The sequence below is a fragment of the Streptantibioticus ferralitis genome (assembly GCF_029223525.1).
GTDB classification, from domain to species: Bacteria; Actinomycetota; Actinomycetes; order Streptomycetales; family Streptomycetaceae; genus Streptantibioticus_A; species Streptantibioticus_A ferralitis.
This window is the reverse complement of sequence record NZ_JARHTQ010000003.1, coordinates 183,145-204,999: the sequence shown is the minus strand read 5'-3', so window position 1 is coordinate 204,999 and position 21,855 is coordinate 183,145. Positions and strand designations below refer to the sequence as shown.

Genomic DNA, 21,855 nt, shown 5'->3' with positions numbered 1-21,855 from the left:
CGGCGCGTTGGCCCGGTGCTGCGGTCATTTCCGCGATTGTTTTCGGCCAACTTTTCTGTGGGATACGGGCGTCCGGAACGTCCGCTTCCAACACCCTTACCACCAGCGGAAACGTCACGGCGGGGGACGCACGGACACCGTCAGGCCGGTGTGTTACCGGGGGGCATAACCGAGGCGCACTTCCCAGCGGAGCCGGTGAGTGGAACGCTTCGTGATCGAATGCTTCGCGCCAAGTTGTCTTGTCGACTTAGTGCCGGATGGTGAACTTGTCACCGCATCCCGAGCGAACACACAGTAGATTCGATCTTGGGTAACACGGCGGGGGAAACGTGCAGTACCGAAAGGACGTTGCGTCGACCGAGGGGGGCTCATCCGCCATGACCCAGGACTCCAGGACCGGTGCGGCGACGGAGGCAACCCCGTCCCTCCGCACCTCGGTACAGAGCTGCTGCGGTACGACCAGTGGTGCGACCACTGGCAGCACCACCACTACGACGGCCACCACCATCGGCACCGGAGGCCGCAAACTCTCCGCCCGGCGCCGCAAGGAAGTCGTCGCCGTGCTCATGTTCAGCGGCGGCCCGATCTTCGAGAGCTCGATTCCGCTCTCGGTCTTCGGTGTCGACCGGCAGGACGCCGGTGTCCCGCGCTACCGGCTGCTGGTCTGCGCGGGCGAGGACGGCCCGCTGCGCACCACCGGCGGCCTTGAGCTGACCGCGCCGTACGGGCTGGACGCGCTGGGCAGGGCCGGGACCGTGGTGGTCCCCGCCTGGCGCTCGATCTCCCAGCCACCGCCCGCCTCGGCGCTGGCCGCGCTGCGCCGGGCGCACGAGGAGGGGGCACGGATCATCGGCCTGTGCACCGGCGCCTTCGTGCTGGCCGCCGCCGGGCTGCTGGACGGCCGCCCGGCCACCACGCACTGGATGTACGCGCCGACGCTGGCCAAGCGCTATCCGTCGGTCCACGTCGACCCGCGCGAGCTCTTCGTCGACGACGGGGACATACTCACCTCGGCCGGGACGGCAGCCGGGATCGATCTGTGCCTGCATGTGGTGCGGACCGACCACGGCGCCGACGCGGCCAACGCGCTCGCCCGTCGCCTGGTCGTACCGCCCCGGCGCAGCGGAGGCCAGGAGCGGTACCTCGACAGGTCCTTACCAGAGGAGATCGGCGGGGACCCGCTGGCCGAGGTCGTGGCATGGGCGCTGGAGCATCTGCACGAGCAGTTCGACGTGGAGACGCTGGCCGCACGGGCCTACATGAGCCGCCGTACCTTCGACCGCCGGTTCCGCTCGCTCACCGGCAGCGCTCCGCTGCAGTGGTTGATCACCCAGCGGGTGCTGCAGGCGCAGCGGCTGCTGGAGACGTCGGACTACTCGGTGGACGAGGTGGCCGGACGGTGCGGGTTCCGCTCGCCGGTGGCGCTGCGCGGGCACTTCCGGCGGCAGTTGGGGTCGTCCCCCGCCTCCTACCGGATGGCGTTCCGGGCGCGCAGACCACAGGACGGCGCCGAGCGGGCGGACCGCGGGGACCGGCCAGAACGCGCGGAACGTGGCGAAGCCCCCAGCGAGGGCCTGCCGCACCAGCGGCGCGGCCCCCAGCCGCTGGACGGGCCGCCGACCGGCCGACGGCTCGAACCCGGCAAACGGCATGAGCCGGGCAAGCCGGAGTCGGACGTGTACGCGGCGAGAATGCCCGAGCAGCACGGCCGGGCGGACGGTCCGGAGATCTCCGGGATGTCCGGCACCCCCGGGCTGACCCGGCTGCGCGGCGATCGCGGCGGACGTCCGGGCGGGCGTCCCGGAACCGTTCCCGGCCTGCTCCCGGGGTCCGCTCGTAGCACGGCTATGCCAGGTCAACGGGATCGCCCCGTAGGGTGAGACGTATGAACGACCGCATGGTGTGGATCGACTGCGAAATGACCGGGCTCTCGCTGCGGCATGACGCGCTGATCGAGGTGGCCGCCCTAGTCACCGATTCCGAGCTGAACATCCTCGGTGACGGGGTGGACATCGTTATCCGGCCGCCCGCCGAAGCGCTGGAGACCATGCCGGAGGTGGTGCGCCAGATGCACACCGCCTCCGGCCTGCTCGATGAGCTGCCCGGTGGGACGACGCTCGCCGAGGCGGAGAAGCAGGTGCTCGACTATGTGCGCGCCTACGTGCCGGAGCCGCGCAAGGCGCCGCTGTGCGGGAACTCGGTCGGCACCGACCGTGGCTTCCTCGCCCGCGACATGCCCGAGCTCGAACAGCACCTGCACTACCGGATCGTTGACGTCTCCTCCATCAAGGAGCTGTCCCGGCGCTGGTATCCGCGGGCGTACTTCAACAGCCCGCCGAAGAACGGCAACCACCGCGCGCTGGCCGACATCCGGGAGAGCATCGCGGAACTGCGCTACTACCGCGAGGCGGTCTTCGTGCGGCCCCCCGGACCGGACACGGACACCGCGCGGGCGATCGCGGCCAAGTACGTGCTGCCCGCCGTGCCGAGCCAGCCGGGACAGTCCGCCGCGGACGCCCGGTGAGGTCCGCCGGGTGAGGTCGGCGCTCAAGGCCCCGTAAAAGCCTGGCGCAAGCATCCACCAAAACCCTGTATGCTTCTTCTCGGCCGGTGCGGGAAGCAGTCAAGCGCCGGTCATGGTGGGTGTAGCTCAGCTGGTAGAGCACCTGGTTGTGGTCCAGGATGCCGCGGGTTCGAGTCCCGTCACTCACCCCATGAGACAGGCCCGTGACCTGCGGAAACGTAGGTCACGGGCCTGTCTGCCGTTTGGCCACGGCCAAACCATGGCCCAACCACTCCACAATCGGAGCCGCTCACGGCGGGACGACGCCGACGAAAACCAGGGCCTTCGCAGCGTATACAACCCGACACCCACTGTATGGCCCTCGGGGGCCGATCTCACAGGTGAGTGACGGGATGACCAGAGCCACCGGAGATGCGACCCTATTAGGCTTCGCCCGCACTCTCGGCAGCTTCGCGTGTCAACGGAACTGCTGCGCCGCCGCACTCCTTCCGGGCGGACACCGCAGATCCTCTTGAACGGGAATCTTCGGTGGATGAGGCCTTCGAAGGCAGCGCCGACCCGGTTGTAACTACGGGTGAACGTCTGGATCTGCGCCGTGGACTTCTCTTCCGTCCAGTACACGTCTGCCGCAGCTCACGGCGGCCACCGGCCGGTGAACGGTCTGCTCGACGGTGAGGCAGACAGCGGCGAGGCCAGCCGGCCAGATCATGTACTGCGGGCTAATGACCCGGCTGGTGAGAACAAAGAGCAGAACCGCCGTGAGCGCGGCGTCGTAGGGCGTGGCGGTGGTCCACTGCGCGGGCGCGGGCGCGCCACAGCAGGAGCCAGCCGAACGCGGGCGCGTCGGCGACGCGCCGTCTTCCTAGAGCAGGACGAGTACCAGCTGATCCGGCGTCACATCACCGACGAGGACGCCCGGGACCTCGCCGACTGGCTCGTCGGAACAGGCATGCGCTGGGGCGAGGCAACGGCCCTCCAAGCGCAGGACCTCAGGCTCGGCAGCCCCGCACCCACCGCAAGCGTCCAGAGGGCGCGGAAGAGGGCTCCCAGGGGCTCGGAGCGCTCCTTCTTCCTCGGGCCTCCGAAGACGAAGAGGGCGCGCCGCCTCGTGGCCCTGGCACCCGCACAGGTCGACATGGTCAAGCGCCTGACGGACGGGATGCCGCCCGACGCCTTCGTCTTCCGGACGCCGACGGGCAAGGCATGGAGGCACAACAACTTCTACAACCGGAAGTGGAAGCCCGCGGTTGCCGCCGCCGTCCGAGCGGGCCTGCCGCGCCGACCGCGCATCCACGACCTCCGCCACTCCCACGTGGCCTGGCTGGTCGCCGCGAACATCCCGCTGCCCGCCATCCAGGCCCGTCTGGGCCACGAGTCGATTCAGACGACCATCGACCGATACGGCCACCTGGTCCGCTCCCTGGACACCGACATCAGCAGGGCCGTTCAGGCCGCGCCGGGCGGCAACCGGCCAACCGGAGGCGGGCTGCGGTTGGTGAGCGCCTAGCGCTGAGGCGGATTCGTCTCCGCCGGGCGGCCACGGGCGGACATGAACGTCAAGTACAAGGAGACCGCCCGCGGCGGGCTCGCGGTGAACGTCATCGAGTGCTAGGCGGATGAGCCCTGACCTGCGGCTTTGAGTCTTTCAGCGCTGTCAGGGCCTTCCCTGCTTACCTGACGGATTGTCCCCGGAAAGTCCCCGGGACAGCGCTGAAAGTCCCCGAAAAGTCCCCAGGAAATCCCCGGCTCGGAGAGCCCATATCAGCGGTGCGGGCCAGGCGGCGGACGCCGTGCGACACGTGGGTCGCCCTCATGGCGATGCTGTTCTGCCTCGTCCAATAGATCTCGCTCCGGCACTCCGGTGGTCCAGGCGGTGCCGGAGCGGATCACTGCCGCCAGCTGCCGGTCAGCCGTCGAACACACGCTGAACCACTCTGAGCGAGCTATCCAACCCGAGCCGTACCCACTGACGGTAGTCCGGCCGCACGGGCAAGCCCACATACCGGAACGGCTGAGGACGCCACCAGGAGCCGACAGCATAGACCGCACCAGAACACCCCGGAATAAGCCATACCGCACCAGCAATCGGCCACACGTACGAATTACGTTCGTGTCAGCACTCCCGCTCCGTAACGTCGGTCTCGTGCCGCCCCACCAGGCGCAGGGGGCGCCGTAGGGATGGGCTGTACGGAGGGGAAAAGAACGTGATCAAGCAACTTGCTGTAACGGCCGGGGCCTTGGGCTTAGCCGTAACTGGAGTGACCTCGGCACAGGCCCAGCCAGCTCAGCCGCACACCACGACCATCACCGTGCCGATGCACCTCGTCGGCTACGACCCGGCGGTGGCCAAGGCGCACGGGTACGTCATCAAGAAGGACGCGCAGGGCCTGGAGTACTCAGTCAAGGCCGGAGCCAACCCGCAGACCATCAAGCCGAACAACACCATCCCTGGCGACTGCGGTACGGAACCTCTCAGCAGCACTGGGGAGGCGCCCTGGCCGCACGCCGTTCGTGGGCTACCACCTTCACCTTCCACAGCGGCGGCACCGGCCCCGCATACGCCCAGGTCATCCCGGGCAACAGCTATGCCATCCTGGTCGACGGCGGCGTGTGCCACAGCGGAGGCCCCTCCGACATGGACACCATCTACTAACGCAACGTCAAACGCTGCCGCCCTCCGGTTACCGTGCCAAGGGCGGCAGCGTCGTGCTGTTCAAGCCCAGACGAGACGAACAGCCCCGCGGGACTCGCCCACGGCAATGACGACTGTCCCAGCCTCCGGCTGCACCAGGCGTGCGGTTACGCCGTCACGCTCGGCCTGCATACCCCGGAAGGGCGTGCCGTCAATCAGCAGGGCCTCGGGCACCTCTTCGACCTCCGCAGGGGGACGGGTCGCCTGAGCGGTCAGCCATTCCCCAATCTCCGCCTCAGCCACTAGGTCAGGGACGTGAGGGAAAGAAGCGACCGCGTCGTTCAGCAGGTCCACCGTCGTTACTCCCGGCCGTACCGACGACGGGTGCCGGATGGTCTTGACCTCGACCCGCGGGTAGCGAATGTGGATCTCCCACGTCTCTTCCGGCCTATCGGGCAGGCTGGCCGCCGCGTAACCGATCTGACCTATCGGCTCGTTGGCCAGGACCGCGATGCGCCGTCCTAACACCGTACGCGCCCATGTCACCGTCCGTACCGGATGCAACGGCGGCTCCTCGTTGCTGAACTGCATGTTCCCTCCCAATAGTTGGCGTCCTGCCGCGAGTGTCTCGCTCCTGTCGCCGCCTGACCCAGTAGGTCCGCAGGGATCAAGTCACTTCGTCAAGCGGTAGGCGCTGTTCCGGTGATCGATGCCCACCGCTCGGCATCGCTCACAGCAGACGGTCATGACTGGAGACACTGTCCGAGAGCATGCCAACGTACAGGTGTCGGCAAAAGACCAGGTCAGCAAGGCGACCGCATCAGGGGTCCCCGTCCAGCCGCGCCAGCAGGCGTCCGAGGGTGGAGGCGTTCGGGGTGGCCCGGTTGAGCCCCAGCTGGTCGTGCACCTCAGGTGCCGCGTCGGCCGCGAAGCGGGCGATCTGCGCAAGCGGCCGTGCGCCACCGAGTACGGCGACCAGGCACAGCCCCAGCAGTGAGCCGAGCCGGTAGCGGCGTCCTCGTACCCGGCGTGGATCGGGGAGACGGTCGAACACCTCGGTCAGCGTGGCCAGTTCAGAGGGGTCCGTGGGTGGACATGGCGCGGCTGCATCCTCGAAGTGGCGCGTGAGGACGCTGATCAGGGAAGGTTGCACGCGGACGCGGCTCCAGGTCGATCTTCGGTCTCAGCAACCTTGGTCATCTGGCGTCGCGTCCATCGTTTCCACTCAGGCATGCCACCCACCCCACCGGCCATTGGGCCTGTGTTGCCATGTGACCCGTGGAACAGCCCGGCGGGTGCGGGTGTCCGCACCGGAAGGGCGGGGGAGGTCAGCTCTGGGCGGTGGGCCGGACGACGATCTCGTTCACGTCGACCGCGGCAGGCTGTTCGATCGCGAAAGCGATGGCCCGGGCGATCGCGTCGGGCGGGATCGCGATGTCGTCCCGCATCTTCGTGATCTCCGCTCTGACCTGGCTGTTGGTTGACGCCTCGGCGAAGTCGGTCGCAGTCGCACCAGGTGAGACGGTGGTCACCCGCAGGGAGTCGCCGGCTTCCTGGCGCAGCCCTTCGCAGATGGCCCGGACCGCGAACTTGGTGCCGGCGTAGACGGCCATGGTCGGCACGATGCGAAACGCGGCTGTGGAGGCGGTGGTGATGAAGTGGCCGGTTCCCTGCGCCCGGAAGACCGGCAGCGCGGCGCCGATCCCGTGCAGGACGCCCTTCACGTTGACGTCGACCATGTGGTCCCACTCGTCGACGCGCAGATCGTCGAGAGGCGAGATGGTGCCGACTCCGGCGTTGCTGACGAGTACGTCGAGTCGGCCGAAGCGCTCACTGGCCAGCGCGACCAGGGCCTGCAGGTCGTGCCGCCGGATCACGTCGGTGCGGATCTGGACGGCCGTGCCGCCTGCCTTCTCGATCCGGGCCACCAGTTCCGCCAGGCGTTCGGACCGGCGTGCGCCGAGGACGAGTCGCGCGCCGCGTTCGGCGAGCAGCAGCGCGGTCGCCTCGCCGATGCCGCTGCTGGCTCCCGTGATCGCCACCACTTTGCCCTTGATTCCGGACATGAGTTGCCCTCTCCATCCTGGGCACCGGGGCCGGGGTGCCGAGCGGCAGCGGGTCCTGGAGGAGCGTGGCGGAAGCCGTTGCGCACTGGACGGCCGGGTGCCGGTGTGACCGTGTGAGGCCGTCGGCAGTGCCTCGGCCCGTGCTCGCACACCAGTCTCCACCGGGGTTAGCCTGGCATCCAGAACGTATTTATTCTGGAACTGGAGATACCACCCGTCATGCCCACGCAGCCGGACCAACGCCGTCAGCTGAGTCAATTCCTCCGCAGCCGGAGAGAGCGCCTGACCCCTGACGAGGTGGGCCTGCCCCGGACCGGCCGCCGTCGGACTCCGGGACTTCGCCGAGAGGAACTGGCACTGCTGGCCGGGATCAGCGCCACCTGGTACACGTACCTGGAGCAGGGGCGGAAGATCGGCGTCTCCGAACAGGTGCTCAACGCCCTCGCCGCGGCGCTGCGGCTGGACCGGCACGAGCACGATCATCTTCTCCAGCTTGCCGGTCACGCGCCCGCGGCCGAAGCCGAGGAACGCGAGCCGCTCACGGCCGAGGCGGGGGCCGTCCCCCTGTTGCTCCAGCCGAACCCGGCGTACATCATCGGCGGCAACTATGACGTCCTCAGTCACAACCAGGCAGCCGACGAGTTGTTCCCGAGGCTCATCACTGAGGCGGACCGGCCCGCCAACTTCGTCCGCTGGGTGTTTCTCGAACCGGTGGCCCGGGACGTTCTAGTCGACTGGGAAACCGAGGCACGCGGCCTGCTCGGCCGACTTCGCACGCTAGCGACACGCCATTTCGGCGACCCGCGGTACACCCGATTGATCGAGGACCTGAACGAGGGCAGCCCGGAGGTGCGGGACTGGTGGCCGCAGTACGAGGTGCAGGCCCGGCACAGCGGTCGGAAACGGCTACGACACCCGCAACGGGGAGCGATCGATTATGCGTACACCGCTTTTCACCTGGCCGAACAGCCGGAGCAGACGCTGGTCGTCTACTTCGACAGCAGCGAACCGCCCGATGAGGGCGTAGCCGTGACCAGCGAATGAACGAGGAGGTCGGCGGCGGTATCAGCGCTCACGGTACGGCGGCGGAGGGCCAGCGGCTGCGCACCGAGCAGTTCCTGAAGAAGCGGGGCCGCCCCACCGCGGGTGACACGTGGGGCCCAGCCACTCATCGACGCCGAGCTGCACACGGTTACTTCTCTGTTGGCTCCGGGGCGGGCGCGACCCCGGTTGGGCACGACGAGGTTGGCCCCCGTCCCACCGAACCCGGTGACCCTTCATCTCGCCACCTGAGAACGCATCAGCCCTGTCGTTGAGCCTGCTGCCGTCAAGCTGATTAAGAGGCTTCGGGAGATGTCGTCATTGATTCGGGAAAGTCGAGGTCGAGTTCCACGATGAACTCGTTTCCTCCAGGGTCTTTCATCAGGGCGCATGTTTCATCTTGTTCGATGAGTTGGGCCCCCTTGGCGACCAGGGATTCGATCTCTTCGGCGAGTCCCCGGCATAGGGTTGTGAACCAACCGCCCGCGACTCCCCGAGCCGTCTACCACCTTTCCGCGGCCTCTCCAAACCGCGAAGCGTGAAGAAGCTCTCCTCAACGCCAGAAAGAGGAGAGCTGACCTTGCCCCCAGACATGCCCATGCCGATCTCCCTCCATAGCTACCCGGAGGCCGCCGCCGCGCTCAAGGTCGACGAATCCTGGCTGCGGCGCCACATCAAGAAGCTGCCGCACACCAAGCTCGGGGGCCGCGTCCTCTTCACTGACAGCGATCTACGGCGGATCATCGACCTTTTCCACCAGGAGCCCGGTCCCGGCATCCGTCCGACCGCCATCCGCGCCGCTGGCCCTCATCCACTCGGTGCCCTGTGCCCTCTGCCTCGCTCCACGACAAGGCGGACAGCCTGACAGATCTCTATATCTCACACCCCCGCGACCGGCTCCGGAGCTCGCCTCCGGAGCCGGTCGCGTTGTCAGGGACGAGGGCGGGCGCAACGCGGCCAGGGGACTCGTCACTCACCCCTCACCCACGCACGCGCACCTCGGCGGCAGCGTTTGGCCATGGCCAAACCGAACGCCGCGCAGTGGCATCAGGCGTCATCGCCCGTCATCCTTCTGCACGCGTTTGTCCGCATTCTCAGCGAAGGTGCAGGTCACGATACGACTACGAAACAGGTTCGAGTCCCGTCACTCACCCTTCCGGAGCAAAGGCCCGGCCTGATTCTCACAGGCCGGGCCTTTCTCATTGGCCCGACCCCCGCAGTCGTCGGCCCAGCCCCGCACCGGCCCGGTCATGACCGGGCCGAGGACCTCCCATCAGGCGGGAAGGGATCTTCTGGGCGAGTATGGCCCTGTCCGGATATCGCCATCCGTTCCTCCACCGAGGGAGGCAGACGCCATGACGTTCCCCTCCGACAAACCGAGTGCCGGTGAACCGCACGAGGCCGGTGGCCCGCACGAAGCGACGAGCCCGTACGGCGCCGAGCCCCCCTACGGCGTTGGCCCCGCCGGTACCTTGGTGAGTGCTCTGGGCAATGCGACCTGGCAGGTCCTGCTGACCGCCGGTGTGGCCGCGATCGCGCTGGGTGTCATCGTGCTGGCGTGGTCGGGCGCCACACTGGTGGTGATCGGCGCCCTCTTCGGCATCTACCTGCTGGTGAGCGGTATCTTCCAGCTCGCCGGAGCGTTCGGTACCCACGTGCCGGGGCATCTGCGCGTGCTGAGCTTCGTCACGGGCGCGCTGAGCATCCTGCTGGGCCTGATCTGCTTCCGTGGCCCGGCGCAGTCGATCCTGCTGCTGGCCCTGTGGATCGGCTTCGGCTGGCTGCTGCGCGGCATCATGCTGACCGCGGTGGCGATCTCCCATGAGGGGCTGCCCGCCCGCGGCTGGCAGGTGTTCCTCGGCATCATCACGATCCTCGGCGGAATCGTGCTGATCATCGCGCCCTTCCACTCCATCGCCGCGCTGACCCTGGTGGCGGGCATCTGGCTGATCGCGCTGGGCGTGGTGGAGATCGTGCACGGCATCCAGCTGCGCATCCGCCTCCGGCATCTCACCTCCTGATACGACGGCCCGTGCCGTATCGCGGGGCTTGTAGCATTTCGGGGATGAGCGACCACGTGAACGACGGCGCCTTCGACGAGCAGGCCCAGCAGGAGCTGCTGCGGCTGCGCTCCAGCATCGACAACCTCGACGCCGCCCTCGTCCACCTGCTCGCCGAGCGCTTCAAGTGCACCCAGGCCGTGGGCCACCTCAAGGCGGCGCACAACCTGCCCCCGGCCGATCCGGCACGCGAGGTCGCGCAGATCGCACGGCTGCGGCGGCTGGCGGAGGACGCCCATCTCGACCCGGCCTTCGCGGAGAAGTTCCTGAGCTTCATCATCGAAGAGGTCGTCCAGCACCACAAAGCCATCGCCCAGGACTACTGAGCTTCCTCCGGAACGGTTCCCCCAGAACTGAGGATGCCCCGGCCGGGTGGGGGTCCGGTCGGGACATCTGGCTCAGGCGCGGTCGGCTGACCGCCGGTGATCAACCACCGTACGCCGAGAAGGCCTTGGCGAAGGCGTTCGGGTCCTGGGTGATCGACGAGCAGATCGGATCGGCGAAGTTCTTGGCGCCGCCGGAGCACTGCTTGTCACGCGTGGCGGACCACATCGACAACCACGCCAGCCCCTTGGACTTGGCGAAGTCCGCGAGCTTGCCGGCGTCCGCGACGGTGAAGGTCTCGGCGCTGACGTCGTTCACGCCGATCATCGGGGTGACCGCGATCTTCTTCCACGCGGCGGCGTCGGAGATCCCCAGCACGCTCTTGACCTGCGCCTGGGTGGCGGTGGCGCCGTCGATCGCGTACTGGCCCATGTCACCGCTGAAAGACGAACCGTAGTCCATCGCCATGATGTTGACCGCGTTGATGTCCACGCCGTTGCTCTTGGCGTTCGACAGCAGGTTGATGCCGTCCTGGGTGAGCCCGGTGGGCATGGCGGGCAGTGTGTAGGACACCTCAAGGCCCTGGTGGCTCTTCTGCAGCTGGGCGATGGCCTGCGCGCGCAGGGTGTTGGCGGCTGTGTTGGTCAGCGCGCCGCCCTCCACGTCGAAGTCGACCTTGGTGAGCTTGTACTGGTCGATGACCTTGCCGTACGCGGAGGCCACAGCGGAGGCCGAGGAGCAGGTGGTGGCCAGCTCGTTGCCGTTCGCGCCGCCGAACGAGACCCGTACGTCGCCGCCCGCCGCGCGCAGGGCGCCGATCTGGTTGGCGGTGGCGTTGCCGGCCAGGTCGGTCACGCCGCCCCACTTGGGGGTGCAGGAACCGCCGTCGGTGATGAAGGCGAGGTTGTACTGCTTGACTCCGCTCGCCTTCTCGGCGGCCACCAGGTCGAACGCCGGGTAGAGCGAGGTGTCGGCGTACGGGGCGAAGCCCGCGTTCGACGAACTGCCGTTGCCGGAGCCCGACGTGGGGGTGGCGGTCGGGGTCGGCGTCGGGCTGGCACTCTGGGTTGGCGAGCCGGTCGGGGACGACGTGGGGGCGGTCGTCGGAGTCCCGGTGGGACGGCCGGTCGGAGTGGGGGTGGGACCGTTGTCGACCGAGCACTTCGCGTCGTTGATAAGGCAGTTGGCCGGGTCCGCCGCGGAACCACTGGCGGTGGCGACGAAGCCGACGGTGACCGACTTCCCGGGCGCTATGGAGCTGTCCCAGTCCTCACCGGTGACGGTGACCTGTCCGCCGCTGACGGTGTGCTTGCCGTTCCACAGCGAGCTGAGCTTGGTGCCCCTCGGCAGGTCGAACTTCAGCGTCCAGCCGGACAGCGGCTTGTCCGTGGTATTGGTGATCACGTACTGGCCGGTGTAACCGCCGCTCCAGGCGCTGGTCTTGGTGTAAGCGGCACCCAGCGACGCCGCCTGCGCCGAGCCCGCGAGGGCGACCGCGGTGCCCGCGACCGCTGCGGAGACCACGACACCGCCGATCAGCTGAAGCCTGCGGCTGGGACGGCGGCGGTGCGAACTGCTCATCGGTGTTGCCTACCTCTGCGTCGGGGGGTGGGGGTGGCAGCACGCTAGCGGCTGGGAAACGGACAAAAAGCCAGTTCAGGGCAGGCGCCCTCGGCCTTATGGCCCGCTTAAGGATGCGATCGGCAACGGTTATGTTTCGGGGCTGGTCCGGGCTTCGGCTGCCTCGAAACCGCCGCTCCGAGCCAACCGCACCCACGATCCACCGGAAAGACCCCTGCGCCGCCGCACCACCCGGTGCCCGCGCCGCGCCCCGGCACCGGCGCGGGGTTGCAGGGCGAGCCACACCCGTACCTCGGTGCCGCCGAGCACCGAGCGGCCCAACGCCACATCGCCACCGGTCGATTCGGCGACCCGGCGCACTATGTCCAGCCCCAGGCCGGTGGAGCCGGGGCGCCCGTCGCCGTGCCCGCGCCGCAGGGCGGCCGCCGGGTCCTTGATCCCCGGGCCCGCGTCGGAGACCAGCACGATCACCGCGTCCTCGCCGTTGTGCACATCGACCGCGAAGGCGGTGCCCTCGGCGGTGTGCCGGAAGACATTGCCGAGCAACGCGTCCAAGGCGGCGGCGAGTTCGGCGCGGGCGACCGGAACGCGTACCGGGCGGTCCACCCCCGCCGTGCGCACCCGGCGGCCCTGGTCCTCGGCGAGCGCCGACCAGAACGCCATGCGCTCCCTGATCACCTCGGCCGCGTCGCAGCCCGCCGCGGCGGCGCCCGCCGAAGCGGAGTGCTGGGCGCGTGCGGTGCGGATGATCTGGTCGACCTCGCGCTCCAGTTGGGCCACCGCCTCCCGGGTCTGGTCGGCGGCCGGGCCGTCGCCCAGCGACGCGGCGTTGAGCCGTAGCACGGTGAGCGGGGTGCGCAGCCGGTGCGACAGGTCGGCCGCCAACTCCCGCTCGTTCGCCAGCAGTTGGGCGACCTTGTCGGCCATGGAGTTGAACGCGACGGCGGCGGCCCTCAGTTCCGACGGCCCGTCCTCCCGTACCCGTACCCCCAACCGGCCGTGGCCGAGTTCGCGCGCCGCGGCGGCCAGCCGCCGGGCCGGGCGGACCAGCCGGGTGCCCAGCCGGTCGGCGATCGCCACCGAACCCACCACCAGCCCGGCACCGACCACCCCCAGCACCGCCCACGCGGCGGTCACACCGCGGGTGATGTCGCCCTCGGGGACGAAGACCTCGACCACCGCGACCGAACCGGAACTCACTGCGGTGGGCTGGAGCAGCGCGTAGCCGCCGGGGACCCGCAGGGTCGAGGCCCGGCCGAGTCTGCTCGCGGTGTCGAGATCGGCCTGTGCGACGCGTTGCCGACCTATCCGCACATCGCCGCTCGATCCGGCGGCCGGTACATGGACGGCGATGCGGCCGTCGGCGCCCGCCTGGGTGGAGGCGACGGCCCGCTCCAACTGGGTGCGGTCGGTGGTGATGGCCAGCGCCGGGCCGACCGCCGCCGCCTGCCGTTCGGCGTTGGTCAGCGCACGGTCACGGGCCATCTCCTGCACCACGAGCCCGAGCGGCACCGCGAACGCCAGTACCACCATGGCGGTCACCGCGACGACCACCTTGACCAGCGCCCATCTCATACGGGCAACTCCGTGTGCGGCGGCTCCAGTTTCACCCCGACACCGCGCAGGGTGTGCAGATAGCGCGGGTTCGCGGCGGTCTCCCCGAGCTTTCGGCGTAGCCAGGACAGATGCACATCGATGGTCTGGTCGTCGCCGTAGGCCTGCTGCCACACCTCGGCGAGCAGTTCACGGCGGGCCACCACCACCCCCGGCCGGGCGGCGAGGAAGGCCAGCAGATCGAACTCGCGGCGGGTCAGGTCCAACGCGGTGCCGTCGAGTACCGCCTCGCGCCGCTGCACATCGATCCGCAGGCCGCCGACGCTCAGCACCTGGGACGCCTCGGCGGTGCGCGAGCGGCGCAGTACGGCCGCCAGCCGCGCCGAGAGGTGCTCCACCGAGAAGGGTTTGACCAGGTAGTCGTCGGCGCCGTCGTTGAGCAGCCGGACGATCTCGGCCTCGTCATCGCGCGCGGTGGCGATGATGACCGGAACATCGGTGATGCCGCGGAGCATCTTCAGCGCCTCGGAGCCGTCCAGGTCGGGCAGACCGAGGTCCAGGATCACCACGTCGAAGCCGACCTGGGCCACCTCGCGCAGCGCCTCCAGAGCGGTGCCCACACTGCGTACGGTGTGCGATGCCTCGCTGAGGTGGCGGATGAGCGCGGAGCGCACGAACTGGTCGTCCTCGACGACGAGCACACTTGCCATGCCCGGCACCGTACGCCATGCGGAGCGGACCGCTCCCCGGCCGTTCCAAGGCTGAGACGGGTGGGGCAGTATGGTCCGGATGCGGCGAGGTCTGATTCACACCGGGGCGTGGGCGCTGGCGACGAGTGCCGCGATCGCCCTGTCCTGGTACGGCGTTCACACGGTGCTGACCGGCACCGTGTACGACCCGCCGCGTGCCCTGCCGATATCGGGTGGTGAGCCGTCCGCCAGTACGACGCCGGGTCAGAGCCCGGAGGCGTCGTCCACCCACCGCCCCAGGCCGCAGAGCCCCTCGGCGGCACCGACGCCGTCGCAACCCGCCGCGTCCCAACAGCCGCCGCAGCGACCGCAGGGCAGCGCACAGGGCGCCCCGGAGGCGACCGGCAATGTGAACAGCTATACGGTCAACGGCGGCCGGGTGGCCATCGATCTGGGCGCGTCCTCGGCCGCGTTGGTCTCGGCGACGCCCAACTCCGGCTGGTCCATGCAGGTATGGAAGCAGAACGGGTGGCTCCGGGTGGACTTCACCTCGGGGGGCCATGCGTCATCGGTCTTCTGTACCTGGAACGGGCATTCGCCGACCGTGCAGACCTACGAGTCCTGACCGCCTCCGTCGCTCGCCGTTGGCCAGCCGCCGAACCGCCCGCGCCCCAGGGCGCCCTAGCGGAAGACATCGTCCGGCGGGGCCGGTGAGGCCTGCGCCGTGGCGTCGGTGACCGGTGCCGCGCCGCCGGTGAAGTCGGCCAGCGCACGGCCGTGTTCCACCCGGCCGGGGTGCGGGTCGGAGGCGATGCGGCGGGTCAGGTCGGCCACCGGGAGTTCGCCCGCGGTGCCCAGCAGCAGGGCGTTGCCGAACCGGCGACCGCGCAGCACGGCCGGGTCGGCGGCCAGCGCGCACTCCGTGAAGCAGGCCCGTACGGTGGCGACCTGCGAGCGCAGGAAGTCGAGCCGTCCGCCGTCGGCGAGATTGGCCGCGTACCAGCCGCTCGGCCGCAGCACCCGGGCGGCCTCGGCGAGGAATTCGGTGCTGGTCAGATGGGCGGGGGTGCGGGCCCCGCTGAAGACGTCCGCGATGATCAGATGTGCCCAGTGCTCGGGGAGTTTGGCCAGGCCCTCACGGGCGTCACCGCCGCGTACCCGGATCCGCCAGGAGCGGTCCAACGGCAGTTCACGGCGCACCAGTTGGACGAGCGCGGCGTCGTTCTCGATGACCTGCTGGGTGGACCGGGGGCGGGTCGCCGCGACATAGCGCGGCAGCGTCAGTGCCCCACCACCGAGGTGCACCACGTGCAGCGGCTGGCCGGGCGGGCTCACCAGGTCCACGACATGGCCGAGCCTGCGCTGGTAGACGAAGTCGAGCCGGGAGGGGTCGTCGAGGTCGACATGTGACTGCGGCGCGCCGTCGATCAGCAGCGACCAGGCACGGGGCCGGTCGGGGTCGGGCACCAGCTCCGCGGTACCGCCGTCGACCTCTTCGCGCACCGGCTCGGGGGTGCGCGCTCTGCCCTGCCTCTTGCCTGCCACCTCACCAGTATCGGTGAGGACCGCATGTCAGCGGCGTGACCGCGGGGCTACCGACCGTCAGCGGCCTGGATGCCGTCGGCGGCCTCGATGGTACGGGCGGCCTCACCGAGCGCCAGGCGCAGCAGAATCGGGTCGTTGACCGGATTGCCCTGCCCCGGAGGGACCAGCCAGCGGGTGCCCGCGACCGGCGGCTCGCCCGTGGACCGGCGGACGCGACCGTGCGTCTGGGCGCAGGCGCTGCCCGGCAGGTCCCAGCCGGCCGCGGTGCCCTCGGGCACCAGGAAGCCGAGGGTGTCACCGGAGACGTCGTGCAGTACCGGGCCGACGCCGGTACGCAGCCGCAGGATGTCAACCGCCTCCAGGCCCTGCCGGGAGGGAACGGTGACCAGATCCCAGGCGGGGGCTGCAGGCGGACGGTCACCACCGCCGCGGATCGGCCCGAGCCCGTCGCCACGCGCCGCATAGGACCTGTGTGCCCCACCGGTGTCCAACAAGGGGAACCCTCCTCGCAGTCGGGAGCGCAACTGCCTTTGTCCGTACACCATGCACAACGCCACGCCCCGTCAACCGCTACGGCCGCAAGCCGCCGCAAAGGATGGCACTTGATGGCGAATCCCGGGTGAGATATCCGTTTTGTAGCTAAACAATGAGTGGTTGGCCGATCACAGCGGGTACGGTCGTGCCGCCGAATAAGCCACCAGCACACGACCGCAGGACCAGGGGAGGCCTCCGCCCATGGCACCCTCACCTTCACCCGACCATCCCGGACCCAACACCGCCTTCCGCCGGATCCGCGGCGACCTGTCGCCGGGAGAGTTCTCGGCGGCGGTACGGCGGGCGGCCCGCGAGATCGGCGAGCGAGTGAGCTGCGACGCCCGGTACATCGGGCGCGTGGAGTCCGGCGAGATCCGATGCCCCAACTACGCGTACGAGCGGGTGTTCAAGCACATGTTCCCCGGCTACTCGCTCGCGGAGCTCGGGTTCGCGCCACGCGACACGGTACGTGGACGACGGGCACGCGAGGCCCGACGGTCCGTTCCCGCGGGCGGTAGCACTCCCGGTCCGGAGGTGGACGAGTTCGGTGGACGTGATGAACATACCCACAGTGACGAGGAGAGCGACGTGCTACGTCGCGCATTCATGACCAGCGGCCCAGCGGCCGCGCTGGCGGCGACGCTGCCGCGCGGCTCCGCCTCGGCCGCGCCCCGCCGGGTCGGCGGCAGCGAGGTGCAGACCGTCGAGGAGGCGGTACGCCAGATCCGGCTGCTCGACGACAAGCACGGCGCCGACGGGCTCTACCAACGCGCCGGACACTGGCTGCGCAACGCGTACGCGATGCTCGAAGATGGCGCGTACAGCCAGCCGGTGGCCGACCGGTTGCATGCGAGCTCGGGTGAACTCGCCATCTCCGTCGGATGGTTGGCGCATGACTCGGGGCGGCACGGCGAGGCCCGCTCGCACTACGCGGAGGCGCTGGCCACCGCGCGGATGGCGGGCGACCCGGCGCTGGAGGCGCACGCCTTCTGCAACACCTCGTTCCTGGCACGGGACGACAACCGGCCGCGGGAGGCCGTACTGGCCGCCCAGGCGGCGCAGCAGGCAGCGGCCCGGCTCGGCTCCGCGCGGCTGCTGTCGCTGCTCGCGCTGCGCGAGGCGGGCGGCTGGGCCGGGCTCGGCGACCGGGGCGCCTGCGAGCGCGCGCTGCTGCGGGCGCAGCGGCTGTACGGACACGGCGCGGCCGACTGCGATCCGGAGTGGATGACGTTCTACGGCGAGGCCGAGATGGCGGGCCTTGAGGCGCAGTGCTGGTCGCGCCTGGGCGACTACCGGCGCGCGGCGGCCCACGCACGCCGGGGCGTCGCGCTCCAGGACCCGCACTTCACCCGCAACATCGCCCTCTACAGCGCGGAGCTGGCCGGTGACCTGGCCGCCGGCGGGGAACCGGACGAGTCCGCGAAGGCGGGCTGCCGCGCACTGGAGTTGCTGGGCGAACGGGTCAAGTCCTCACGTATCCAGGGGATGCTGGACGTGGCGGCACGAGCGCTGCGCCCGTACCGGCGCAGGTCCGCCGTGGGCGCGTTCTTCAACGGGTACGTGGCCAAGCACGCGGTGTGAGGGCGCACCGGTCGGCGACGGTTCGACGGCGGGCGAAACGTACCGGCCCTAGCGTCGGTGCCATGAACGCTACGGATCCGACTTCCGACCAGTTCGCGCGGTTCCGGCGGCTGCACCACGCCGACCGGCCGCTTCTGTTGCCGAACGCCTGGGACCACTCCTCGGCGGCGGCGTTGGCCGATCGCGGGTTCGCCGCGATCGGCACCACCAGCCTGGGGGTCGCGGCGGCGGCCGGACTGCCCGACGGGACCGGCGCCGCCCGCGCCCAGACGATGGCTCTCGCCCGTGCGTTGACCCGGCTTCCGGCACTGATCACCGTGGACGTCGAGGGCGGGTTCAGCGAGGACCCCGCGCAAGTCGCCGCACTCGCGGCCGAGTTGGCGCGGGCCGGGGTGGCGGGGGTGAACATCGAGGACGGCCGCCCGGGCGGCAGACTGGTGCCCGCAGGCCACCAGTGCGAGGTGATCGCCGCCGTGAAGGAGCGGGCGCCGGGGCTGTTCGTCAACGCCAGGACCGACACCTACTGGCTGGCCGACGCGCCCACCGGCCAGACGCTGCCCCGCGCCGAGGCCTACCGGCGGGCGGGCGCGGACGGCCTCTTCGTCCCCGGCCTCACCGACGCGCACACCATCGCCGGTCTGGTACGGGACCTCGACGCTCCGCTGAACGTCCTGTACGCACCGGGCCGGCTGACCTTCCAACGGCTCGCGGAGCTGGGGGTGGGCCGGGTCAGTTGCGGATCACTGCTGTTCCGTGCCGCACTGCACAGCGCGGTCCAACTGGCGTGCGCCATCGCGGACCCGGATGCCGCGGATCCCGGACTGCCGTCCTACGACGAGGCCCAGGCGCTTTCCTCGGGGGTTCGGCGGCCTGCCCCCAACTAAGGAAAAGATCTGTCACCGAGACGTCAGTCGAGGTGCCCCGTGTCGTTCCAGCGCTCGATGGCCGGCGCACCGTACGCCCACCCGAGCACCGACAGCGATGCCGGGTCCAGCCGGATCGTCGCGCCGAACGACAGATCGTGGCCGAACCAGCGCGCGCCGAGTGCGCGCAGGAAGTGGCCGTGCGCGAAGACCAGCACATCGCGGTCGGCCGAACGCGCCCACGCCACGGTCTCGTCGGCGCGCGCGGTCATCTGCGCCACCGTCTCACCCCGCGCGGCGCCGTCCCGCCAGACCAGCCAGTCAGGGCGGTCCGCCTTGATCTCGGCCGGGGTCAGGCCCTCGTAGGCGCCGTAGTCCCACTCCATGAGGGTGTCCCACTCCTTGGCGCGGTCGCCGAACCCGGCGAGCTCGCAGGTCTCCCGGGCGCGGGAGAGCGGGCTGGTACGCACCTCGACGTCCGGCAGCCCGTTCCAAGGCGCGCGGTGCAGCCGGGCGCCGAGCAGCCGTGCGGTGCGCCGTCCCTCCTCGGTGAGTGGGACGTCGGTGCGGCCGGTGTGGCGGCCGTTGACCGCCCACTCGGTCTGACCGTGCCGGACGAGGACTATGCGCGGTGTCATACCGAGGACGGGCCTTTCAGACTGCACTTCCCGGGGGCTGACCCCCGGCCCCCCAGCCGATTACGTACGCGGGCCGGCCCCCTGTCGGGAGCGACCCGCCGTCCATCATCCCCCACTGCGCTCAGTGCCCAGCTAGCAGGCCGCTGAGCAGGGCGTCGAGACCGTGCTCGTACTGCGGCAGGCCGTCCTGCGCCGCCGCGAGCTCGGGCGCGAGGTCGACCAGGTGCGGGTAGCGCTCGGCGGGCAGTGCGGCGAAGCGGGTGCGCAGACGTGTTCCCGGATCCTCCTGGTCGCCCGAGCGCTGTCGGCCGCGCGCGGTCCACAGGGCGGCGCCGACGGTGTACTGCATCAGCGCGGTCTGCGCGCGTGCCGCCGCACTTCGGTCGAGCCCGGCCCCCAGCAGCAGCCCGAGGATGCGCTCGACCACGGCCGTGCCCTCGTCGCCGTGCACCGGTCGGACGGTGAGCAGGTGGAGTACGGAGGGGTGGTCGGCGAGCAGCCGGTAGACGGCACGGCACAGTTCACGCAGTTCGTCACGCGGGGTACGGCCGCTGCCCACGGTGGGCAACTCGACTTCCGCCAGCAGTCGTTCGCGGACCGCGTCGATGATCTCGTCCTTGGCCTTGAAGTGGCTGTAGACGGCCATGGTGCCGACGCCGAGCCGTTGGGCGAGGGCACGCATCGTGAAGGCGTCGGGACCGGCGTGGTCCAGCAGGTCGACGGCCGCGCCGAGGACGCGTTCCCGGTTGAGGGTGTTGCGCGGGACGCGGCGGCGGATGGGCTCTGGGCGATTCGTCATGGAGTGATCTGGGGTTTGTGACGGATGTGGTTTGTGTTGAAGCTGAGGCAACCTTGGCGTTACCGTCCGGCGTCCTACGGCGTACCCGGCCGCGGATCTGTGAACACCCGTCGAACAGCACGGTGCCGGGGGCGGTGTGCACGATGCATAACGTACGGCGTACGGTAGAGCGCCCGCAACAACCCGCACCACGGCCGCTTCACGTGGCGGCACGAGCCGCAGCGAGGACCACCCCGCACAGACGCGTAGATCCACGGACGGAGAACCCCACCGATGTCGAGCACCGCGGCCCGCTCCGGGGCAGCGCCCAGGAGCAGGCCCCGTTGGTGGGCGGAGTTGCCGCTCATCGCTCTCATCTACGCCGCGTACTCGGCCGGACGACTGCTGATGGCAGGCGGCACCGGGACCGCCGTCGTCCATGGCGAATCGATCCTGCGCATCGAGCGGGCACTGCACGTCGATCCCGAGCACACGCTCAACGGCCTGTTCACACACGCCTCATGGCTCGGCATACCGGCGTGCTTCTGCTATGCCACGCTGCACTACGTGGTGACGCCGGGCATCCTGGTGTGGCTGTGGCGGCGGCACGGCGGCCAGTACCTGTTCATGCGGACCTGGCTGATGATCTCCACGTTGATCGGCCTGATCGGCTTCTCCCTGCTGCCGACCGCCCCGCCGCGGCTGCTCCCGCCGGGCTCCGGCTTCCACGACACCCTGGCGCAGTACGCGTCCTTCGGCTGGTGGGGCGACGACGCGAGCGCGCCGCAGGGCCTGGGCGACCTGACGAACCAGTACGCCGCGATGCCGAGCCTGCACGTCGGCTGGGCCCTGTGGTGCGGGGTGATCCTCTGGCGGTCCGCACGCACCCCTTGGGTGCGTGCGGTGGGGGTTGCCTACCCCCTCGTCATCACCCTCGTCGTTCTCGGTACCGCCAACCACTATCTGCTCGACGCCCTGGCGGGCGGGGCGGTCATGGGGGTTGGTCTGCTTCTGACGCGCCCGGCGCGCCGACTTCTGGCCCTGCGACCGCAGGGCCGCAGGACCTCTCCGGTAAGGGCGCCCGTGACGGCAGCCTCCTACGGAACCCGGATTCCGGCGCCCCGCCGGGAGCCCTCTGAGGTTCGCGTCCGCTGATCGGGGTGGCCTCCGGCCCGGTTGCGGTTCCGCCCGCGCTTGGCGGTTCCGGGTACGGACATTTCCCTCCCTCCCACCCGTTGCCGGTGCCCGCATCTTGGCGTTACGCGGGGTGGCCTCCGGCCCGGTTGTGGTTCCGGGTACGGAGATTTCCCACCCTCCCCCCGTTGCCGTGGTCCGCATCTTGCCGTTGCGCGCGGCTGCTGTGGGGGCGGGGGCGGGCCGGGGTGTCTCCTCGCTCCAGCTATCACCGCACAGTTGCGGTGCTTCCTGGGGTCGCTGCGGGGACA

At 70.0% G+C, this 21,855-nt stretch carries 20 protein-coding genes, 1 tRNA gene and 2 pseudogenes; 12 read left to right on the top strand and 11 right to left on the bottom strand.

Annotated elements, in window-relative coordinates; genetic code table 11:
* Positions 1-566: 566 nt before the first annotated feature.
* From P2L57_RS06640 to P2L57_RS06630, 3 genes are all read left to right on the top strand, one after another.
* Entirely contained in the window at positions 567-1,880 is a 1,314-nt protein-coding gene (locus P2L57_RS06640; RefSeq protein ID WP_275810139.1) for a helix-turn-helix domain-containing protein, read from the top strand.
* 5 nt (positions 1,881-1,885) lie between these two features.
* Positions 1,886-2,524, top strand: coding sequence for an oligoribonuclease (gene orn, locus P2L57_RS06635; RefSeq protein ID WP_275809761.1), 639 nt, complete (start codon positions 1,886-1,888; stop codon positions 2,522-2,524).
* Positions 2,525-2,639: 115 nt separating this feature from the next.
* Positions 2,640-2,715 (top strand) — tRNA-His (locus P2L57_RS06630).
* A 443-nt stretch (positions 2,716-3,158) separates the two neighbouring features.
* On the opposite strand, the pseudogene P2L57_RS06625 reads toward P2L57_RS06630, so the two are convergent.
* Positions 3,159-3,360, bottom strand: a pseudogene (locus tag P2L57_RS06625) (hypothetical protein); the annotation flags it as partial.
* Positions 3,361-3,395: 35 nt separating this feature from the next.
* Here P2L57_RS06625 and P2L57_RS06620 point away from each other — a divergent pair.
* Positions 3,396-4,031: pseudogene (locus tag P2L57_RS06620) on the top strand (site-specific integrase); the annotation flags it as partial.
* A 1,206-nt stretch (positions 4,032-5,237) separates the two neighbouring features.
* Here P2L57_RS06620 and P2L57_RS06615 read toward each other — a convergent pair.
* The 3 genes from P2L57_RS06615 to P2L57_RS06605 all read right to left on the bottom strand — a co-directional run bounded on the left by P2L57_RS06615 (position 5,238) and on the right by P2L57_RS06605 (position 7,222).
* Entirely contained in the window at positions 5,238-5,747 is a 510-nt protein-coding gene (locus P2L57_RS06615; RefSeq protein ID WP_275809758.1) for a hypothetical protein, read from the bottom strand.
* Positions 5,748-5,976: 229 nt separating this feature from the next.
* The gene (locus P2L57_RS06610) at positions 5,977-6,210 is read right to left on the bottom strand and encodes a transposase family protein (protein ID WP_275809755.1); all 234 of its coding nucleotides are present in this window, start codon (positions 6,208-6,210) and stop codon (positions 5,977-5,979) included.
* 274 nt (positions 6,211-6,484) lie between these two features.
* Entirely contained in the window at positions 6,485-7,222 is a 738-nt protein-coding gene (locus P2L57_RS06605) for an SDR family oxidoreductase (protein ID WP_275809752.1), read from the bottom strand.
* Between the two features lie 219 nt (positions 7,223-7,441).
* Here P2L57_RS06605 and P2L57_RS06600 point away from each other — a divergent pair, with 219 nt between their 5' ends.
* The 4 genes from P2L57_RS06600 to P2L57_RS06585 all read left to right on the top strand — a co-directional run bounded on the left by P2L57_RS06600 (position 7,442) and on the right by P2L57_RS06585 (position 10,649).
* Positions 7,442-8,266 (top strand): helix-turn-helix transcriptional regulator, encoded by an 825-nt coding sequence (locus P2L57_RS06600; RefSeq protein WP_275809749.1) that lies wholly within the window; start codon positions 7,442-7,444, stop codon positions 8,264-8,266.
* 577 nt (positions 8,267-8,843) lie between these two features.
* Positions 8,844-9,128 carry a helix-turn-helix domain-containing protein gene (locus P2L57_RS06595; protein ID WP_275809746.1) on the top strand — a complete coding sequence of 95 codons (285 nt, stop codon included), beginning with the start codon at positions 8,844-8,846 and terminating at the stop codon, positions 9,126-9,128.
* Between the two features lie 490 nt (positions 9,129-9,618).
* Positions 9,619-10,284, top strand: coding sequence for an HdeD family acid-resistance protein (locus P2L57_RS06590; RefSeq protein WP_275809743.1), 666 nt, complete (start codon positions 9,619-9,621; stop codon positions 10,282-10,284).
* 44 nt (positions 10,285-10,328) lie between these two features.
* A complete protein-coding gene (locus tag P2L57_RS06585; RefSeq protein WP_275809740.1) occupies positions 10,329-10,649 on the top strand; it encodes a chorismate mutase in 321 nt (106 codons plus the stop codon).
* A 100-nt stretch (positions 10,650-10,749) separates the two neighbouring features.
* Here P2L57_RS06585 and P2L57_RS06580 read toward each other — a convergent pair whose 3' ends face one another.
* The 3 genes from P2L57_RS06580 to P2L57_RS06570 form a co-directional block, all read right to left on the bottom strand.
* Positions 10,750-12,228, bottom strand: coding sequence for a glycoside hydrolase family 18 protein (locus tag P2L57_RS06580; RefSeq protein ID WP_275809737.1), 1,479 nt, complete (start codon positions 12,226-12,228; stop codon positions 10,750-10,752).
* A 129-nt stretch (positions 12,229-12,357) separates the two neighbouring features.
* Entirely contained in the window at positions 12,358-13,803 is a 1,446-nt protein-coding gene (locus P2L57_RS06575; protein WP_275809734.1) for a sensor histidine kinase, read from the bottom strand.
* The gene (locus tag P2L57_RS06570) at positions 13,800-14,492 is read right to left on the bottom strand and encodes a response regulator transcription factor (protein WP_275809731.1); all 693 of its coding nucleotides are present in this window, start codon (positions 14,490-14,492) and stop codon (positions 13,800-13,802) included. The genes P2L57_RS06575 and P2L57_RS06570 overlap by 4 nt, the downstream gene beginning before the upstream one ends.
* Positions 14,493-14,571: 79 nt before the next feature.
* On the opposite strand from P2L57_RS06570, the gene P2L57_RS06565 reads away from it, so the two are divergent.
* A complete protein-coding gene (locus P2L57_RS06565) occupies positions 14,572-15,096 on the top strand; it encodes a hypothetical protein (protein ID WP_275809729.1) in 525 nt (174 codons plus the stop codon).
* A 56-nt stretch (positions 15,097-15,152) separates the two neighbouring features.
* On the opposite strand, the gene P2L57_RS06560 is transcribed toward P2L57_RS06565, so the two are convergent.
* Together P2L57_RS06560 and P2L57_RS06555 are read right to left on the bottom strand one after the other, a co-directional pair.
* Complete coding sequence (locus tag P2L57_RS06560) at positions 15,153-16,016, bottom strand: spermidine synthase (RefSeq protein ID WP_275809726.1); 864 nt, start codon at positions 16,014-16,016, stop codon at positions 15,153-15,155.
* 47 nt (positions 16,017-16,063) lie between these two features.
* Complete coding sequence (locus tag P2L57_RS06555) at positions 16,064-16,510, bottom strand: hypothetical protein (protein WP_372515624.1); 447 nt, start codon at positions 16,508-16,510, stop codon at positions 16,064-16,066.
* A gap of 241 nt (positions 16,511-16,751) precedes the next feature.
* Between P2L57_RS06555 and P2L57_RS06550 the strand changes: the two genes are divergently transcribed.
* Together P2L57_RS06550 and P2L57_RS06545 are read left to right on the top strand one after the other, a co-directional pair.
* Complete coding sequence (locus P2L57_RS06550; protein WP_275809723.1) at positions 16,752-18,131, top strand: NsdA family TPR-like regulatory protein; 1,380 nt, start codon at positions 16,752-16,754, stop codon at positions 18,129-18,131.
* A gap of 62 nt (positions 18,132-18,193) precedes the next feature.
* Positions 18,194-19,015: an isocitrate lyase/PEP mutase family protein gene (locus P2L57_RS06545; protein ID WP_275809720.1), complete on the top strand. Its 822-nt coding sequence runs from the start codon at positions 18,194-18,196 to the stop codon at positions 19,013-19,015.
* Positions 19,016-19,038: 23 nt separating this feature from the next.
* Here the strand turns inward: P2L57_RS06545 and P2L57_RS06540 are convergent, their stop codons facing one another.
* On the bottom strand, positions 19,039-19,632 hold the full coding sequence (locus P2L57_RS06540) for a histidine phosphatase family protein (RefSeq protein WP_275809717.1): 594 nt from the start codon (positions 19,630-19,632) through the stop codon (positions 19,039-19,041).
* Positions 19,633-19,753: 121 nt separating this feature from the next.
* Positions 19,754-20,431 carry a TetR/AcrR family transcriptional regulator gene (locus P2L57_RS06535; protein WP_275809714.1) on the bottom strand — a complete coding sequence of 226 codons (678 nt, stop codon included), beginning with the start codon at positions 20,429-20,431 and terminating at the stop codon, positions 19,754-19,756.
* Positions 20,432-20,704: 273 nt separating this feature from the next.
* Between P2L57_RS06535 and P2L57_RS06530 the strand changes: the two genes are divergently transcribed.
* Complete coding sequence (locus tag P2L57_RS06530) at positions 20,705-21,565, top strand: phosphatase PAP2 family protein (RefSeq protein WP_275809712.1); 861 nt, start codon at positions 20,705-20,707, stop codon at positions 21,563-21,565.
* Positions 21,566-21,855: the final 290 nt, after the last annotated feature.